This is a genomic window from Hymenobacter nitidus, assembly GCF_020447315.1.
GTDB lineage: Bacteria > Bacteroidota > Bacteroidia > Cytophagales > Hymenobacteraceae > Hymenobacter > Hymenobacter nitidus.
Genome location: NZ_JAJADQ010000003.1, coordinates 514982 through 531994 on the forward strand (window position 1 = coordinate 514982; position 17013 = coordinate 531994).

General features: G+C 60.8%; 14 protein-coding genes. 6 read left to right on the plus strand and 8 right to left on the minus strand.

The window, feature by feature from the left end:
- Positions 1 to 16 precede the first annotated feature (16 nt).
- Genes hemG through LGH70_RS08245 form a run of 3 tightly spaced genes read left to right on the plus strand, consistent with a single transcriptional unit; the run spans position 17 to position 3159 of the window.
- A complete protein-coding gene (gene hemG / locus LGH70_RS08235) occupies positions 17 to 1348 on the plus strand; it encodes a protoporphyrinogen oxidase (RefSeq protein ID WP_226184662.1) in 1332 nt (443 codons plus the stop codon).
- A 20-nt stretch (positions 1349 to 1368) separates the two neighbouring features.
- On the plus strand, positions 1369 to 2166 hold the full coding sequence (locus LGH70_RS08240; RefSeq protein WP_226184664.1) for a polyprenol monophosphomannose synthase: 798 nt from the start codon (positions 1369 to 1371) through the stop codon (positions 2164 to 2166).
- Between the two features lie 42 nt (positions 2167 to 2208).
- Positions 2209 to 3159 (plus strand): TerC family protein, encoded by a 951-nt coding sequence (locus LGH70_RS08245; RefSeq protein WP_226184666.1) that lies wholly within the window; start codon positions 2209 to 2211, stop codon positions 3157 to 3159.
- 102 nt (positions 3160 to 3261) lie between these two features.
- Here the strand turns inward: LGH70_RS08245 and LGH70_RS23805 are convergent, their stop codons facing one another.
- The gene (locus LGH70_RS23805) at positions 3262 to 5406 is read right to left on the minus strand and encodes a transglycosylase domain-containing protein (RefSeq protein WP_226184668.1); all 2145 of its coding nucleotides are present in this window, start codon (positions 5404 to 5406) and stop codon (positions 3262 to 3264) included.
- A 160-nt stretch (positions 5407 to 5566) separates the two neighbouring features.
- On the opposite strand from LGH70_RS23805, the gene purB reads away from it, so the two are divergent.
- Together purB and LGH70_RS08260 are read left to right on the plus strand one after the other, a co-directional pair.
- Positions 5567 to 6931 (plus strand): adenylosuccinate lyase, encoded by a 1365-nt coding sequence (gene purB, locus LGH70_RS08255; protein ID WP_226184670.1) that lies wholly within the window; start codon positions 5567 to 5569, stop codon positions 6929 to 6931.
- A 318-nt stretch (positions 6932 to 7249) separates the two neighbouring features.
- Entirely contained in the window at positions 7250 to 7918 is a 669-nt protein-coding gene (locus tag LGH70_RS08260; protein ID WP_226184672.1) for a helix-turn-helix transcriptional regulator, read from the plus strand.
- Between the two features lie 6 nt (positions 7919 to 7924).
- On the opposite strand, the gene LGH70_RS08265 is transcribed toward LGH70_RS08260, so the two are convergent.
- On the minus strand, positions 7925 to 8491 hold the full coding sequence (locus LGH70_RS08265) for a hypothetical protein (RefSeq protein ID WP_226184674.1): 567 nt from the start codon (positions 8489 to 8491) through the stop codon (positions 7925 to 7927).
- A 175-nt stretch (positions 8492 to 8666) separates the two neighbouring features.
- Here LGH70_RS08265 and LGH70_RS08270 point away from each other — a divergent pair, with 175 nt between their 5' ends.
- Positions 8667 to 9764, plus strand: a complete 1098-nt coding sequence (locus tag LGH70_RS08270) for a glycosyltransferase family 9 protein (protein WP_226184676.1) — start codon at positions 8667 to 8669, stop codon at positions 9762 to 9764.
- A gap of 527 nt (positions 9765 to 10291) precedes the next feature.
- Here LGH70_RS08270 and LGH70_RS08275 read toward each other — a convergent pair.
- The 6 genes from LGH70_RS08275 to LGH70_RS08300 form a co-directional block, all read right to left on the minus strand.
- The gene (locus LGH70_RS08275) at positions 10292 to 11419 is read right to left on the minus strand and encodes a glycosyltransferase (protein ID WP_226184678.1); all 1128 of its coding nucleotides are present in this window, start codon (positions 11417 to 11419) and stop codon (positions 10292 to 10294) included.
- Positions 11420 to 11425: 6 nt separating this feature from the next.
- Positions 11426 to 12415, minus strand: coding sequence for a glycosyltransferase family 2 protein (locus LGH70_RS08280; RefSeq protein ID WP_226184680.1), 990 nt, complete (start codon positions 12413 to 12415; stop codon positions 11426 to 11428).
- On the minus strand, positions 12408 to 12947 hold the full coding sequence (locus LGH70_RS08285) for a DUF4199 domain-containing protein (RefSeq protein ID WP_226184681.1): 540 nt from the start codon (positions 12945 to 12947) through the stop codon (positions 12408 to 12410). Before LGH70_RS08285 ends, LGH70_RS08280 begins: the two co-directional genes overlap by 8 nt.
- A gap of 38 nt (positions 12948 to 12985) precedes the next feature.
- Positions 12986 to 13516, minus strand: a complete 531-nt coding sequence (locus tag LGH70_RS08290) for a DUF4199 domain-containing protein (protein ID WP_226184683.1) — start codon at positions 13514 to 13516, stop codon at positions 12986 to 12988.
- A gap of 54 nt (positions 13517 to 13570) precedes the next feature.
- The gene (locus LGH70_RS08295) at positions 13571 to 15634 is read right to left on the minus strand and encodes a BatA domain-containing protein (RefSeq protein ID WP_226184685.1); all 2064 of its coding nucleotides are present in this window, start codon (positions 15632 to 15634) and stop codon (positions 13571 to 13573) included.
- Between the two features lie 144 nt (positions 15635 to 15778).
- Complete coding sequence (locus tag LGH70_RS08300; protein ID WP_226184687.1) at positions 15779 to 16792, minus strand: LLM class flavin-dependent oxidoreductase; 1014 nt, start codon at positions 16790 to 16792, stop codon at positions 15779 to 15781.
- Positions 16793 to 17013: the final 221 nt, after the last annotated feature.

Here is a 17013-nt window from a genome sequence, read left to right on the forward strand (position 1 = left end):
CCTAACCCAGCGCACTATGCGGATTGCAATTCTCGGCGGCGGTATTTCGGGCCTGACGGCGGCCTTTTACCTGCAGCGGGCCGGCGTGGCCTACGACCTGTTTGAGGCCAGCCCCCGGCCCGGCGGCAACATTCGCTCCGAGCACCACGAGGGCTACCTGCTCGAAACCGGCCCCAACTCCCTGCAGCTCAGCGACGAGCTAAGCGACCTGCTGGAACACCTCAACCTGACCGACCAGATTCAGGACACGGCCGCCGTGAGTGCCAACCGCTACGTGCTGCGGGCCGGCAAGTACCAGAAGCTGCCCGGCTCGCCGCCCGGCCTGCTGACGAGCGGCTTTTTCAGCCTGAAAGGTAAAGTCAATATTCTGCGGGAGCTGAGCCGGCCGGCTCAGGCACCGGACGCGCGGGAAACTCTAGCCGCCTTTTTCCGCCGCCGCTTCGGGTCCGAAATCGTGGATTACGCCCTGAACCCGTTCATTTCCGGTATTTACGCCGGCGACCCGGAGCAGCTGCTCGTGCACAAGACCTTCCCCAGGATGGTGGAGATGGAACAGACCTACGGCTCCGTGCTCAAGGGCTTGGCCAAGAGTGGCACCCCGGGTACCCGGCGCCGCATCGTTTCCCTGCGCGACGGGCTGCAGACCATGCCCAACACGCTGGCCGCGCAGCTCACTAACGCTCATTTCGGGGAAGCCGTGACCAGCCTGACGCGCACCCCTGAGGGTAAGTACCAACTAACAACCTCTGGCCCGCCACGTACTGAAACCTACGACGCGCTGGTGCTGGCCCTGCCCGCCTACGCAGCAGCACCGCTGTTGAAACCGCTGTTTCCGGCCGCGGCGGTGGCCCTGGCCGCCGTGTATTACCCACCCATGACGGCCGTATATACCGCGTATCAGCGCGCCGACGTTACCCACCCGCTGGATGGCTTCGGGGCCCTGCATCCCAAAGCGGAGCAGCCTTACGCGGCCGGCAGCATCTGGACCAGCTCCATCTATCCGAATAGGGTGCCGGCCGGACACGTTTTGTTTACCACGTTTGTTGGAGGTACGCAGTATGAGGCGCAGGCCCGGCAGCCGGCCGAGCAACAGCAGCAGCAGGTCCACGCCGAATTGTGCCGTTTGTATGGCATCCGGGCAGTGCAACCCGTCTGGCAATACCGGTACTCTTGGGAGCGGGCCATTCCGCAGTTCGACCAGCGCATCGTGGCGGCGCATACCGCTGCCGATGAGCTGCTTGAAGCCGGAATCTTCAGCACGGCCAACTGGCGCGCCGGCGTGGGCGTGCCCGACTGCATCCGCCACGCCCGGGCGCTGGCCGAAAAAATTGCAAAGGGCGCACACTGAATCTTTATCTTTGGCCAATTATGAATGATGGGCTCGTCCTGATACCAACCTACAATGAGCGTGAAAACGCGGAGCTGATCATCCGCAAGGTGTTTTCGCTGCCCAAAGGCTTCGACGTGCTCATCATCGACGACGGCTCGCCCGATGGCACGGCCGGCATCGTGCGCGGCCTGCAGCAGGAGTTTCCCGACCGGCTGTTTCTGGAGGAGCGCAAGGGCAAGCTGGGCCTGGGCACGGCCTACATTCACGGTTTCCGGTGGGCTTTGCAGCGCAACTACCAGTACGTGTTTGAGATGGACGCCGACTTCTCGCACAACCCCGACGACTTGCTGCGCCTCTACGACGCCTGCGCCGTGGAGGGCTACGATATGGCCATCGGCTCGCGCTACATCCAGGGCGTGAACGTGGTAAACTGGCCCATGGACCGCGTGCTGATGTCGTGGTTTGCCTCGGCCTACGTGCGCATGATTACCGGCATGCCCATTGCCGACGCCACGGCCGGCTTTAAGTGCTACACGGCCCGGGTGCTACGTACCATCCCGCTGGACCGCATCCGCTTCGTGGGCTACGCCTTCCAGATTGAGATGAAATGGCTGGCCTACAAATATGGCTTCCGCATCAAGGAAGTGCCGATTATCTTCACGGACCGCACCCGCGGCACGTCCAAAATGACCAAGGGCATCTTTCAGGAAGCCTTCTTCGGTGTGGTGCAGATGAAGCTGAGCAGTTTGTTTCGCACGTTTGAGCGGGTGCCTACGCCCGCGGCGGCCCCGGCAGTTTCGGCCTCGGCTGCAACCTCGGCCGGCGAATCCCGGTAAGCCCACCATACGCCGGCATCGTTGGCCGCGTATCTTGGCCTTATGGAAAACACTCCTTGGTTCTGGGTTGGCTTCAACGCCTTCGTGCTGGTTATGCTGATGCTCGACTTGCTGGTGCTCAACCGCAAAGCGCACGTCGTCCGCATGCGAGAAGCACTAGGCTGGAGCGCCTTCTGGGTTGCCCTGTCGCTGGCCTTCAACTACCTGGTATACCGCACCATGGGCCAGCAGGCGGCTCTGGAGTTTCTGACCGGCTACCTGATTGAGAAGTCGCTCAGCGTAGATAACCTGTTCGTTTTCCTGCTGATTTTCACCTATTTCAAGGTGCCGCTGCAGTACCAGCACCGCATCCTGTTCTGGGGCGTTATCGGGGCCCTAGTGTTGCGGGCCATCTTTATTCTGGCCGGCGCGGCGCTGCTGGCCAAGTTCCACTTTCTGATGTATGTGCTGGGCGCGTTCCTGGTGTATACCGGCGTGAAGATGGCCCTGAGCGCCGGAGAGCCCGAAATCAACCCCGACGACAACCCGGTGGTGAAGTTTCTGAGCCGTCACCTGCCCATTACCAGCAAGCTGGAAGGCGGCAAGTTTTTCGTGCGCAAGGAGCGCCTGCTGTTCGCCACGCCCCTGTTTGTGGTGCTGGTCATGGTCGAGACGACCGACGTGGTCTTTGCCGCCGACTCCATTCCGGCCATTCTGGCCATTTCGCGCGACACGTTTATTGTCTATACCTCCAACGTATTCGCCTTGCTGGGCTTGCGGGCTTTGTATTTTGCTTTGGCGGGCCTCATGCAATTGTTTCACTACCTGCACTATGGCCTCTCCCTTATCCTGGTATTCATTGGGGCCAAGCTGCTGGTGGCCGAGTTCTACGAGCTGCCGATGAGCTGGTCGCTGGGCGTGGTGGGCTTTCTGCTGCTGGGCTCGGTGGTGCTGTCGTTGCTTTATCCCAAGAAGGACGCGCCCATCATTCCTCCCGCCGATATTGCGGAGTAGTCCTTTGCCGCGTGCGGCTCGGGTTGCCGGGCCGATGTAATACAACGTAGAAAGGCCCCGCCGAAGAGATTCGGCGGGGCCTTTCTAGTAGTAAACGCCAGCTTACGGCTTGGGCGGGGTCGTTTCGGCGGGGGGCGTGGTGTTGGTATTCACGCCGGCATCGGGCGACTCGCCGCCCAGCAGATCTATCAGGTTCAGGGGCTCAAACTGGGTAGAGTCGGCCGCGAAGGTGGTGCGCGTGGTATCGGGGCGCACGGCGCGGAAGATGGAGCCGTGGGCCCGGCCCGGGAAGCTCAGATTATAGCTTACGCTCTGCCGCTCGCCCTCCGAAATCATGCCCTTGCGCTCCATCAGGTCGGCAATGAGACGGTGGAAGTAGCGGGCCGAGCTGCGCATTTCCCCGTACTGGTTAAAAGATGCCTGATAGCGCTTGGGCCGCGGAATAATGCTGGCCAGGTACAGGCTTTCCGACAGGTTCAGGTTGCTGGGCTGCTTATCGAAGTAGAACCGTGACGCTTCGTGCACGCCGTACACTTTCGGGCCCCACTCGATGATGTTCAGGTAGACCTCAAACATGCGCTCCTTCGACACCAGCCGGGTGTTTTCGATAAGCCACACAATCAGGGCCTCCTCAATCTTGCGGGTCACGGTTTTCTGCCGGGTCAGAAACACGTTCTTGACCAGCTGCATGGAAATTGTGCTGCCGCCGCGGGCAAAGCGCTTCTCCTTGATATTCTGAATGGCCGACTTCACGAAAGCCTTTTCCATGAAGCCCTTGTGGGACATGAAGCGGGGGTCTTCGGCCGTCATGATGGCGCCCTTCAGGTAATTGGGAATGTCGCTGTAGGGCGTAAACTCCGGGTTAGAAGGCCCCACGGTGAAGGTTTTGATGGAGTCGCCCTTGTCGTTGTACGCCGTGTAGGGAAAGTCCTCGTTGAGCTTGTTCAGGTTTTCGCGGCCGAAGCGGCTGATGCGGAAGTTTTTGGGCGTCAGGCCCGAGTTGAACTCCAGGCTGTCGAGCCGGTTCATGTCCAGGTTCAGGTGGAGGCGGTAGGTGAGCGTGCCTTCGCCCTGCATGCCTTCCAGGGTGTTGAACATGCCCTCGGGCAAGGCCTCAAAGAAGGTATTGGCCGCCGTTTCGGCCGATTCCACGTCGGCTTTCACCTGCAGGCCGGCCAGCGTTTCGCTGCGGCGCCGCACCCCGTTAATCATCTTGCCCACCACCCGCTCGTTCACCGGCAACTTGCGGATGCTGACCACCGGGAAGAAGTCCATGCGGTTGAGCGTCACCTTGGTGCCTTTGTCCAGGGCGGCAAAGGCCTGCCCCAGCCGGGCCACAAACTCGATGCCGCCGCGCGGGAAGCGCACGTCCCGGTCCGAGAGCTTAGGGTGGTTCACAATGAAGTTGGCGGCCGAAGCCGTGCCGCGCACGGTCAGCTCCTCGTCGTCGAGGTCTTTATCGGTCAGGCTCATGCGCAGCGTATCGAACTGCACGCGGGCCCCGTAGCGGCGCAGCACGTAGGGCAGCACTACGGGCCGGCGGTTCAAGCCGAACACTTCCGCGTTCAGGGCGTAGTCGCCGGGCTCGATGTGGCCCTGCACGCCCACGCGGTTTTCCACCGAATCGACCACCGCCGTGAGCTGCCCGCTGATGTCGCCATCCTCAATAGAGAGGCGCGGCATGGTGATGCGCGCCCGGTGCCGGGGGCTGTCGTAGGTGACCAGGAAGTTGCGGAAGTCGGCCTCCTCGGGCATGTTGTCGAAGCTGGCTTCGAGCAGCTGGTTGGCCAGCAAACCGTAGTTGACGCCCTTAGTCGTGTCGCGGGGCACCGTGGGCGCGGCGCCTTTCTTCTTATACAGAAACGAGTAGTTGTCGGCGCGGGCATTTTTGCGGGCCGTCAGCTGGGCGTCTTTGATTTCGAGGTTGCTGAACACGGGCCGGCCGGCAAACAAGGACCGCACGCTCAACGACACCGTCATCTGGCGGGCCTGTAGCAGCGTGTCGGTCGGGGTAGCCGTGGGCACCATGCTCATGCCGTCGATGCGCACCGTGTTCAGGGCGGTGAAGCGGGCCGTGCCCAGGGTCAGGGCCACTGGATATTTCCGCTCTACTTTGGCTTTTACCTGTTGCAGGGCGTAGTCCAGCAGCTCCTGCCGCTTAAACAAAAATACGCCCAGGGCCACGCCCAGCAGCACCACCAGGATGCCCAGACCAATGCCTATTTTTTTCTTTGTAGCTGATGTCACGCGCAGAAGGAGAGGAAGATAGAAGCGGCAGGCGTATGCCAGTTCCGTGCCGAACCTGCCGCTGCTCGGGTAGCAAAGGTAGCGAAAACCGCCGCGCGGCCGTAGCCGCCCGGCCTCATTTGCTACCTTTGACGCACTCTGGTCAACTTCCTTCTACGCAATGACTGCTGCTGCCGACTACGCTGCCCTCTCGCCCCTCACCGCCGTTTCGCCCCTCGACGGGCGCTACCGCCGCCAAACGCTGCCCCTGGCGGCCTATTTCTCGGAGCTGGCCCTGATCCGCTACCGGGTGCTGGTAGAAGTGGAATATTTCATTGCCTTGTGTGAATTACCGCTGCCTCAGCTACAGAACGTGGATGCGGCCGTATTCCCGCAGCTGCGCAGCCTCTACACTGGCTTCTCCCAGGCCGATGCCGAAGCGGTGAAGGCCCACGAAAAGGTAACCAACCACGACGTGAAGGCTGTGGAGTACTTCCTGCGCGACAAGTTCACGGCCCTGGGCCTGGGCAGCTACCTGGAGTTCATTCACTTCGGCCTGACCTCCCAGGACATCAACAACACGGCCATTCCGCTGAGTTTGCAGCACGCCCTGTTGCACTCGTTGCTGCCCGCCTATGCCCAGGTGCGCAACCAGCTGGCCACCCGCGCCACCGACTGGGAAGCCATTCCGATGCTGGCCCGCACCCACGGGCAGCCGGCCTCCCCCACCCGCCTGGGCAAGGAAATTCAGGTGTTTGTGGCCCGGCTCGACGCCCAAGTAGAGCTGCTGGCGCAGGTACCGTTCGGGGCCAAGTTCGGGGGCGCTACCGGCAACTTCAACGCCCACCAGGTAGCGTATCCGCAGGTCGATTGGAAGCAGTTTGCCGATGTATTCGTGAACAACCGCCTGGGCCTGCACCGCAGCCAGCCTACCACCCAGATTGAGCACTACGACCACCTGGCCGCCACCTGCGACGGGCTCAAGCGCCTCAACAACATTCTCATCGACCTGGCCCGGGACGTGTGGCAATACATTTCGATGGGCTACTTCCGCCAGACCATCAAGGCCGGCGAAGTGGGCTCCTCGGCCATGCCGCACAAGGTAAACCCCATCGACTTCGAAAACGCTGAGGGCAACCTGGGCGTGGCCAACGCCGTGCTGGAGCACCTGGCGGCCAAGCTGCCCATCAGTCGCCTGCAGCGCGACCTGACCGACTCCACGGTGCTGCGCAACCTGGGCGTGCCGCTGGGCCATATCCTGATTGCCCTGAACTCCCTGCAGCGCGGCCTCGACAAGCTGGCCCTCGACGAAGCGGCCCTGCACCGCGACCTGGAGGCCAACTGGGCCGTGGTGGCCGAGGCCCTGCAGACCGTGCTGCGCCGCGAAGCCTACCCCGACCCCTACAACGCCCTCAAAGCCCTGACCCGCACCGGCGAGGCCATTTCCGAAGCCAGTATTCAGTCATTTATTGATACGCTGGAAGTGAGTGAGGATGTGAAAGCCGAGCTGCGGGCTATTACGCCACATACCTACGTGGGGATTTAGTGGCCCATGCGGTTTATTACGCTTGTCTTATTAACCCTCATATAAGCACCTTCACCCAGCGGCAGGCCAGCTAACCGGTGCTTAGAGCCGCTACCAGCGGTCCGGCCCGCGCCAACGCCCAGGCATGGGCGCTGCGTAGTGCTGAAACCCCTCGACCCGTAAGCCGGGACGTGCTGCATGAGCAGTTCGTCCCGGCTTTTTACTGTTCGGTCGTGGCTTGTTGCAACTACTATCGACTATTTACTATGTTAGCTGCTGGCCTCCGGGTCTGTTCTTACCCTGCTCTGCTCCCACTCCTCTGCTCTTACACCTACCTGCATGTCCAACGAAGAAGCCATTTCCCACAAGGTGGCGGAAATAGCCGCTACGGCGGCCCAGTACCCGGGCGTCATCATCATCAACAACATCCAGACCCAGGGCGTAGAATACATGTCGCCGTGGGGGCTGGAACTGCTCCAGATTAGCCTGGAAGAGTTGCGGGCCCTGGGCGCCGCCTACCACACGCGCTTTTTCAACCCGGCCGACGCGGCCGAGTATGCTCCCAAAATCTGGCAGCTGATTGAGCAGAATGAGCTGGGGCCGGTGGCCACGTTTTTTCAGCAGGTGCGGGCCAATGCCCACACGCCCTGGACCTGGTATTTCACCGCCATCCGGCTGCTGCTGCACGATGCGCAGGGCGCCCCGCTGCTGCTGCTCTGCGTGGCCTCGCCCGTGCAGCCCGAAACCCACCTGGCCCTGCGGGTGCAGCGCCTGCTCGACGAAAACGAGTTTCTACGCCGCCACGCCGCCACCTTCGCCACCCTTACCACCCGCGAGCGGGAAGTGCTGCGCCACCTGGCCCTGGGCCACAGCTCCCCCCAGATTGCCGAAACCCTGCACCTCTCGGTGCAGACGGCCGAAACCCACCGTCGCAACATCCGTCAGAAGCTCCAGCCCCAGTCGGCCGCCGAGCTGGGCCTCTACGCCCGCGCCTTCAACTTGGTGTAGGCTCTCTTAACCCGCCGCCAATAGCCGGGTTATTTCGGCTGCTTCGTAGGCCAGCACCCGCAGGCGTAGCTCCAGCAGGGCAGGCTTGCCGGCTTCACTCTCCAGATTTTCGCGGGCCTCAGTTTCGAAGTTGGCCAACCACCGCTGCCCCCGCTCGTCAGGATAAGCCAAGTGCAGCGTGGGCAGCGCCTGCAGGCGTAGCCGGGCCTGGGCCAGCCGCGTCTGGCAGCGCGTAAGCTTCTGCTGCAACGGATATTCCTGCCCCCTGATGCCCTGCAGGCGCAGCTGTAGCGCGGCCCGCTCATCGTCGGATAGAGGCATCGGGGCCGCTGTCGGCACTGGGGCCGGGCCGTCGGGCACGGGTAGGGCCTGCACCAGATGGTGAAAGCGCAACCACGCCGCGGTGGGCATATTACGCTGCCTGGCCTCATCCATTGCTACAGTGGCCCGGGTGAGGTGCAGCAGCCGGGCCACATCGGGTTGGCTCAGCCCAAAGTGCGCCCGTACGAGCTGCTGAATATTGTGGTAGCGCCGGGGGCCCCGGCGGTGGGAGAAGCTGCGCTGAATAGCCATAAGCCCGAGTAGTGAGCAGGCGAAAGAAGTTGTGACGTTTGTGCTGGTGACGTTTTGAAACGTCACCAGCACAAACGTCACAACTTCCTGAATAAGTATGGGCAGCAGCTTTTTGCGGGCGGGCAGTGCGCCGCTTCGCCCCTTCGGCTACCTTTGCCGGATACTTCTCTTCCGTATGGCCTCTCTCAACGGCGTTACCGTTCATCCCGACTGCCGCCATTTTCGCGGCGACATTCCTTGCCGCCCCAACAAAGAGCGCGGCTACCAGTGCGCCGGCTGCCCCGAGTACGCGCCCGTACAGGAGCGCATCCTGATTATCAAGCTCGGGGCCATTGGCGACGTTATCCGGACCACGCCCCTGCTGCGCCGCCTGCGCCGGGAGTATCCGCAGGCCAAGATTACCTGGCTCACGCACACGCCCGCCATTCTGCCCGCCGAGGCCATCGACGAGATTCTGAAGCTGGAGCTGACCAGCGTGCTGCACCTGCAGGCCCGCGAGTTTGACCTGCTGCTCAACCTGGACAAGGACAAGGAAGCCTGCGCCCTGCACGACTCCATTCGGGCTACCCGCAAGTTTGGCTACACCCTGCACCCGCAGTACGGGGTGGCCTGGCCCGGCAACGAGCTGGCCAGCCACAAGTTCCTGACCGGCGTGTTCGACGAGCTGAGTCAGCTGAACCAGAAGCCCTACGTGCAGGAAATCTTCGAGCTCTGCGGCTTCGAGTTTCAGCACGAGGAGTACGTATTCGACACCCACCAGGACAAAGGCTACGACTGGAGCGCCCTGCCCACCGGCAAGCCGCGCATTGGCCTCAACACCGGCTGCGGCGACCGGTGGACGACCCGGCTGTGGAGCGACGAGAAATGGCTGACGCTTATCGGGCAGCTGCAACAGGCTGGCTACGCGCCGGTGCTGCTGGGCGGCACGGCCGAGGATGAGCGCAACCAGCGTCTGCACGCTGCTACGGGCGCTGCTTACCTGGGTACCTTCCCGCTGGAGCAGTTTATCAACCTGATGTACCAGATGGACGGCATCGTGACGCAGGTCACGATGGCCATGCACATCAGCATTGCCCTGCAAAAGCCCACGGTGCTGATGAACAACATCTTCAACCCCTACGAATTCGACCTCTACGGCCGCGGCCAGCTCGTGCAGCCCGACCGGCAGTGCGTGTGCTTCTACCGCGGCACCTGCAAGCTAGGCACCAGTTGCATGGAGGATTTGCCGGCCGAAAAGGTGTTCGAAGCCGTGCAGGCGAGTGTGGCGGTGTAGGGAAGCTTGTAATGAAGCGGGACTACAGCACCCTAGTGCTTATTGCCACTGCCACGGTGCTGGTGGTGGGCTCACTGATTTGGATTTACTCCCCAGGGGATATTGTTCGGGACGGCCACCCGGATACTGGTACCGTTTTATTTGTACACCCCAATCTATTAACGGTACTCAAGCGGATAGCTGCTGCTGTTTCCCTTATCATGAGTTTGCCAATACTGGTACTGATAGTTTCCAAGGCTCTAGCAGGGCCACAGCACCATGAAGCAAATAGTGGTCGGCAACTCTGGTTTTTCTGGCTGCTCGCCATGGCCTGCTGGCTATTCCTTGGTGAGTGGTATCCACTGAGTGATTAGCGGCAGAAGCCCCTATCTGATAAACGAAATAGCCCCAGCGGGGCGGCATATCGGTAGTAACTCGACACCCGATAAAGCAAAAGCCCCAGCTAAGCGGCACCAATCGTTGAAGGACGGGTGTCGCCCCGCTGGGGCTTGCACAGTTGAAATTTAAATTCTCTTGCTAATGACTTTCTACCCCGCTACCGCCTTTAACGCCGCTACCATCTCACTCCACGAAAACTCTTTCTTCTTGGCCCACACGCCAGCGGCCAGCTCGGCCTCGCGCTGGTGCTCGTAGAAATCAACCAGGGCATCGGCTATGGCTCTGGGAGTGGGCTTTACGACGTAGCCCACTTCCCCATCGGGAATGAGTTCGGCCAGACCGCCCACGTCGGTGACCAGCATGGGACGCTCGAAGTGGTAGGCTATCTGCGAGACGCCGCTCTGGGTGGCATTTTTGTAGGGCTGCACCACCATATCGGCGGCGCAGAAGTAATCGGCTACCTTTTCGTTGGGAATGAAGTCGGTGGCGCGCACCAGGCGGCTTTCCAGGCCGTGGCGGGCAATCAGGGCCTCGTAGGGCGCGGCATCCTCGTAGTATTCGCCGGCAATGATGAGCTTGACGGGCAGGGACTTCAGCCGCTCATCAGCAAAGGCTTCGAGCAGAATATCCAGCCCCTTGTAGGCCCGGATAAAGCCGAAGAAGAGCAGGTAGCCGTACTGCGGGTCGAGCTGCAGGGCATGCAGGGCGGCGGGCTTGGCCTTGAGGGCGCCGAAGTTGTCGTAGAGCGGGTGGGGCTGGTACTGGGCCGGCTGCCGGAAGTGCAGGCGGCGCAGATCGGCCAGTACAGAGCGCGACATCGTGACGAAGCCGTGGCAGGCCGAGAGGAAATAGCGCGTCAGGGGCCGGTCGCCGGGCCGCTTCTCGTGCGGAATAACGTTGTCGGTAATGGCCACGACACGGGTGTGACGGTTGCGGCGCACCAGGCGGGCAATAGTACCCAGGGCCGGACCCATAAACGGCAGCCAGAAGCGGAAAATCACCAGGTCGGGCTTCTCGCGCCGCAGCTTCTCTCCCACCGTCCACCACGACAGCGGATTCACCGAGTTGATACTCACCTCGATGGGCAGGTCGGCGGGGCCGGGCTCGGTGCTGAACTGCGTTTGGCCCGGGAACAGAAAGTTGGGGTACTGCAGGCTGAAGGTGACGATGCGCACCTCGTCGCCGGCTTCGCGGAAGGCCCGCGCCAGCCGTTCGTTGTAGGTAGCCAGGCCGCCCCGTAGCGGGTAAGCCGGCCCGATAATGACGACGCGTGCCACAGGCGGTTAGTCTGGTAAGTTGATCTTGTCCCGAATCAGGTAATCGTTGCGGCGCGGGCCGTTGAGCTGCACCATCTCGGCCAGAAAACCCGCCAGAAACAGCTGCATACCCAGAATCACTGCCACCAGCGCCAGGAAAAACAGCGGCTGGTCGGTTACGTCGCGGGCCCGCAGGTTGTAGTGGGCCAGGTAGATTTTCTCGGCCACCAGCCACAGCGTAATCAGCATGCCCACCAGAAACGACACGGAGCCCAGCGTACCGAAGAAGTGCATGGGCCGCCGCCGGAACCGGCTCACGAAGGTGATGGACATCAAATCCAGGAAGCCGTAGACGAACCGCTCCAGACCAAACTTGGTGACGCCGTACTTACGCTCCTGGTGCTGCACGGCCTTCTCGCCGATGCGGCCGAAGCCGTTCCACTTGGCAATGACGGGAATGTAGCGGTGCATCTCGCCGTAGACCTCGATGCCCTTCACCACGCGCTGGTCGTAGGCTTTCAGGCCGCAGTTGAAATCGTGCAGCTTGATACCCGAAATCCAGCGGGTGGCCCCGTTAAAGAGCTTGGTCGGGATGGTTTTGCTCAGCGGGTCGAAACGCTTTTTTTTCCAGCCGCTCACCAGGTCGTAGCGCTCCTCCACAATCATGCGGTAGAGTTCGGGCAGCTCCTCGGGCGAGTCCTGCAGGTCGGCATCCATGGTGCACACCACCCGGCCTACGGCCTCCTTGAAGCCCGTGTTCAGGGCCGCCGACTTGCCGTAGTTGCGGTTGAAGCGGATGCCGCGCAGGTGGGTATCGGTCTGGGCCAGCTCCTCAATTACGTCCCAGGACGTGTCCGTCGAGCCGTCATCAATCAGAATCAGCTCGTAGGTAAGCCCGTGCTGAGCCAGCACCCGGTTTATCCAGCGGGTCAGTTCCGGCAACGACTCGGCCTCATTGAGCAGGGGAATGACGATGGAGAGCTCAACGGGGAAATGGGACGACAAACGCTTACTCAAACTCGGGTCGTTTATGCTTGGTGAAAATAGAGACAATCAGGCCCGTAATAACGCCACCCACGGCTGCGCCCATCAGGCTCTTGCCAATCTGGGTGGGCGACTTAATCTGCTCGTCGCTCATGCCTTCGAGGCTTTTTTCGATTTGCTCTTCCGGCACGTTCGGAATCGTGCTCATCCAGGCTTCCAGGTCAGTGCGCATGCGCAGCGCGTAGTCGGGGTCAATAAAGTTGACGTAGACATAATTGAAAATGCCGGACATCAGCCCGGAAATAACCGACAGTACCACCACAATCAGCAGGCCCTGCCCGTAGGTCATGAAGCCCTGGTTGTTCTGCTTGAAAAAGCGGTGCGCCATCACCGTGCCGAGTATGTAGACCAGAATACTGGCACTCAGATATACCGAATACTTAAACGACAATCCGGTGGCGCGCATGGCAAAGTCGACCACAATCCAGATAAGCCCGGTGATGATACCGTAGCGAATTCCGACGGATACGGGAGAAGCGGCAGGCGTAGTAGAGGTAGTTTCCATGTTTTGGTGGTTAGGTAGAACAGTGAAGGAAGCAAGAACTAACGGCGCAGAAAAATAGCGCCCGGTACACTCAGCAGAAGACCAAACAGCAGTTTTTTCACGAAGTCATCGGTAGCCATGCCCTGCGCATTCACGCTTTGCAGGCCCTGAATCGTGCGCTCGTACTGCTCTTTGCCGCCCGGCTGCCTCAGATAGTCGGCGCGGGAGCCTTCGGCAATTTTAATCATGGCGGCCTTGCTCTTCTCGATCTGCTCGGGGCCGGCCATCTGGGCCACACCGTACACGCCCATAGCCGAGGTAGTAGCGGCCAGGAAAGCCGTCAGGGCACCCACGGCCAGGGCGCGCTTCAAACCGGGGCCTTCCGGCGGAGAAATACGCCGCAGCATCCACTGGCTGGCTACTACGGCCAGCGGGGGCAGAAATATCACCATCAGCCGCTTGGGCCCAAACGGGTCATTGCCGGTCAGCAGCAGACCTACGAGCCAGAGGGTACACAACAAACCGGCGCCCACGCCAAAGCGCAGGGCCGTACGCAACACGGAGGGAAACGGGGAAACTTCGGCGGGCACGGATAAGCAGCAAGTGAGGCGGAAAGATAGAGGACTTTGGCCAAACTACGCACCTTACGCCGCCACTGCCGCCGCCGGAACTGCCCGGGGCCGGCCCACGAAGCGCAGCAACAATACTTCGGCCAGCAGGCAGGCTAAAGCCAGCAGCAGACAGTAGCGCCACAGCGGCGTCCCTACCCGCAGGGCTTTGTAGTGGGCGGCAACCGAGCGGTTGGTCGTGCTTTCGTAGACCTGCACGTTGGGCCGGTTGGGTCCAATCAGCTGCCGCAGGTCGTTTGCCGAGTAGTAAGCCAACTCCGATTCCGCCTTGTCGATATTCAGCGCCAGCGTGGCTACTACCTTGTCATTGTAAATCACCTGGTAAAAACCGGGCTCCTGCACCACCGCCGGAATGGTCAGGCGCAGGGTACCGGCCTCCCAGCGCTGGGCGGGAATAACAGTCAGGCTGTCTTTGCGCAGACTTACCACCGGCTCATCCCGCTGCGTTTTGGCCTGGGGCTTCAGGCTCAGGGCTACGGTTCCCTGGTTGAGGCGGTAGGCAATACGCTGCTCGCTCTGGTAGCTGAGCATAGCCAATCGGTACATAACGGGTACAAACAGCGCGTGCTGGGTAAAGTCACTGTACGCACTCTGGAAAGGCGCGGCAAACAGAAACACCTTGCCCCGGCCACTAGTGAAACCAGCCAAGAACCCGTCGCCGTTGCGCATCTTCAGTATTTCGGTGGCCGAGCGGGACCAGCGTAGCACTGGGGCCACCCTCGGCATGCCCGCCCGCTGATTGGAAGCCGTAAACACATCCTGAAAAAAGGGACTCTGCAGACTGGGCGCGGCCACATCCTGCAGCACCGGCGCTCCGACCTGGGGCCTCTCCCACTGAATTCCGCCTATGCCCAATTCCCGGAACAGGCGGTTGTATTCTTCCTGCGTGGTTGGGTTGCCAGCGGGTGGTACAATCACCAGTGTGGCCCCTTGCACCACCGCCCGCCGCAGATTTTCGCGCAGGGCGTTGTCCAGCTTGGGTACTTCCTCCAGCACCAGCAGGTTGGCCGTATTCAGGAGGCTGTAGTCCAGCCGTGCGGCGGGGCTGCCGCTGTAGCTGAACATCGACTCGTTGTTGTATACCCGGCTGACGGCCGCAGCTTGTGGGGCCGTAATGTTCAGGATGCGGATCTGGGGCGAGGCTTGCAGGGTGAAATAGTAGGTATTGTCGAAAGTCACCGGCAAATCCTCCACCTCTACCCGGCACTGCTGCGCGGCTTCCCCATCCAGCCGCACCCGAACCGCCGACACGATACTTTCGCGCGCCGGCACAGCCACCCGATACGTGGCTACCTGTCGGCTGCCAACAAATACTTTCACCTGACAATCCGGGGCAGCCAGCATCCCGCCATTGCGCAGCCGGACGCGCAGGTTCAAATCAGCACCCGTGCGCACGAAAGCATCGTCGAGCAGCACGCTATCCACGAATACGTTGGCCGTCTGCCGGCCCTGCAGCGGCACCAGATATAGCTGGCTCGTGCTGTCAGTCAGCAGCGCCTGCGGATTGAAGCTGTTTTTTTGAAAGTCAGAGAAAACGAAGATATGCTTGGCGTTGGCTACGCTTTTAGCCCGCTCCAGGCCATTGGCTAGGCTTTTGGTCTGACCGGAAATAGTGAGCTGCTGCACTGCGGTCTGAAAAGCCGGCGCCGTCAGCACCGCGTTGGACGAAGCTGGCAGCACGTAGCGGGCCGAGGCCGGATACGCCGAAGGCAGCTCCTGAGCTTCCGCCACAGCCTGGTCAAACAAGGGCTGCGACTGGTCACCTTCTACCACCATGCTGGGCGAAGCGTCGACGAGGCTGGCTACGATGCCGCCGTCGTTCACTTGGCTTTGTTCCGGTGCCGGAATAAACGGCTGACAGAACAGCAGTACCAGAAACGCTATAAACCCCATCCGGGCGGCTAGCACCAGCAAATGCTTGAGCTTGCGCTGCCGCGCCGTTACCAGCTTGATTTCGCGGATGAAGCCCACGTTGGTAAACAGCAGCCGCTGCGGCCGGCGCAATTCAAAGAAATGAATGGCAAGGGGAATAGCTAAAGCAAGAAGTCCGAGCAGGAACCAAGGATAGGTTAGCGTCATCTGAAACAGAATAAGTCTGTGAAGGTAACAACCAAAGACACCTTACTTATTCAAAGACGCATGAATTTGCCTGCTTGCCCAGAATCTTTGCCTTCATTCCGTTGGACGACCACCGCTGCCAACCACCTGAAACTGGTTTTGCGCTTACCAACTGCTAACAGTCTTCAACACCTCATAGGAGCGAAGCCGCGCCTCATGGTCATAGATGTGCGACACAGCTAGCAACTCATCGACTTGAGTAGCCTGCAGAAAGTACTGCAGCTGCCGCTGCACGGTTGCTGGCCCACCAATAAAGGAGTAGGTCATCATCTGGGACACAGCTTCCTCCTCAAGTTCGTGCCACAACCCGCTCATGGTTGCTACCGGGGGCTGCAGAGGCCTGGATGTACCCCGGATAATATTCAAGGCAAACTGATGAAAAGACGTTGCCAGGTACTCAGCCCGCTCATCCGTATCGGCGGCAATGACATTGACGCAAGCCGCCGCGTAGGGCGTAGCCAGATGAGCGGAAGGCCGGAAGGAACTGCGGTAAAGCTCCAGAGCTGCGTGTAGATGCGTTGGCGCAAAGTGGCTGGCAAATGCAAAAGGAAGACCTAAAAATCCAGCAAGCTGCGCACTATAAGTACTGGAGCCCAGTAGCCAGATAGGAATATCCAAGCCTTCGCCCGGTACTGCCCGCACCTTATTGGCTGCGTTGTCCGCCGACAGATAAGTTTGTAGCTCCTGCACCTGCTGAGGGAACTCCGTTGCGGCCCCCACTGTATCACGCCGAAGCGCGCGGGCGGTTAGAGGATCAGTACCTGGCGCACGCCCTAGTCCCAAATCAATACGGCCGGGATACAAGGACGCCAGTGTACCAAATTGCTCAGCAACTACCAAAGGAGCGTGATTTGGCAGCATAATCCCCCCCGAACCCACCCGGATAGTAGAAGTACCACCTGCAACATGACCAATTAGAACGGCAGTTGCTGAACTGGCAATACTGGCCATGTTATGATGCTCGGCCAGCCAATAGCGAGTAAAGCCCCATTTTTCCGCGTGCTGGGCTAAATCCAGTGTGTTGCGGAAAGTATCAGCGGGGGTACTGTTTTCTATAATGGCGGCCAAATCCAGTACAGATACTGGCACTCGGGATTGTGGTTTTGAATCAGGTTGCATAAAGCCTAAAACCGACAAAGGCCCTTCATTGTTCTGTACCCTCGCTATTTCAGTCCCCAGTCCTGGGAGTCATTGCGGGGGTGATCGGCGGGGCGGGGCGAATCGCGGGCCGAGGCGGCGGGGCCGGGGGGGCCAGAAACGCACACTGCCCCCCGCAGCACGAAGTCGCGGGGGGCAGGGCTTGAAAAGGTTGGCGGCGACCGACTCTCCCGCCGGTGAAG

Excerpts from the sequence above, each read along its gene's own strand:
- hemG (WP_226184662.1), top strand. The coding sequence starts at position 17 with ATGCGGATTGCAATTCTCGGCGGCGGTATTTCGGGCCTGACGGCGGCC.
- LGH70_RS08240 (WP_226184664.1), top strand. The coding sequence starts at position 1,369 with ATGAATGATGGGCTCGTCCTGATACCAACCTACAATGAGCGTGAAAAC.
- LGH70_RS08245 (WP_226184666.1), top strand. The coding sequence starts at position 2,209 with ATGGAAAACACTCCTTGGTTCTGGGTTGGCTTCAACGCCTTCGTGCTG.
- purB (WP_226184670.1), top strand. The coding sequence starts at position 5,567 with ATGACTGCTGCTGCCGACTACGCTGCCCTCTCGCCCCTCACCGCCGTT.
- LGH70_RS08260 (WP_226184672.1), top strand. The coding sequence starts at position 7,250 with ATGTCCAACGAAGAAGCCATTTCCCACAAGGTGGCGGAAATAGCCGCT.
- LGH70_RS08265 (WP_226184674.1), bottom strand. The coding sequence starts at position 8,491 with ATGGCTATTCAGCGCAGCTTCTCCCACCGCCGGGGCCCCCGGCGCTAC.
- LGH70_RS08270 (WP_226184676.1), top strand. The coding sequence starts at position 8,667 with ATGGCCTCTCTCAACGGCGTTACCGTTCATCCCGACTGCCGCCATTTT.
- LGH70_RS08285 (WP_226184681.1), bottom strand. The coding sequence starts at position 12,947 with ATGGAAACTACCTCTACTACGCCTGCCGCTTCTCCCGTATCCGTCGGA.
- LGH70_RS08295 (WP_226184685.1), bottom strand. The coding sequence starts at position 15,634 with ATGACGCTAACCTATCCTTGGTTCCTGCTCGGACTTCTTGCTTTAGCT.
- LGH70_RS08300 (WP_226184687.1), bottom strand. The coding sequence starts at position 16,792 with ATGCAACCTGATTCAAAACCACAATCCCGAGTGCCAGTATCTGTACTG.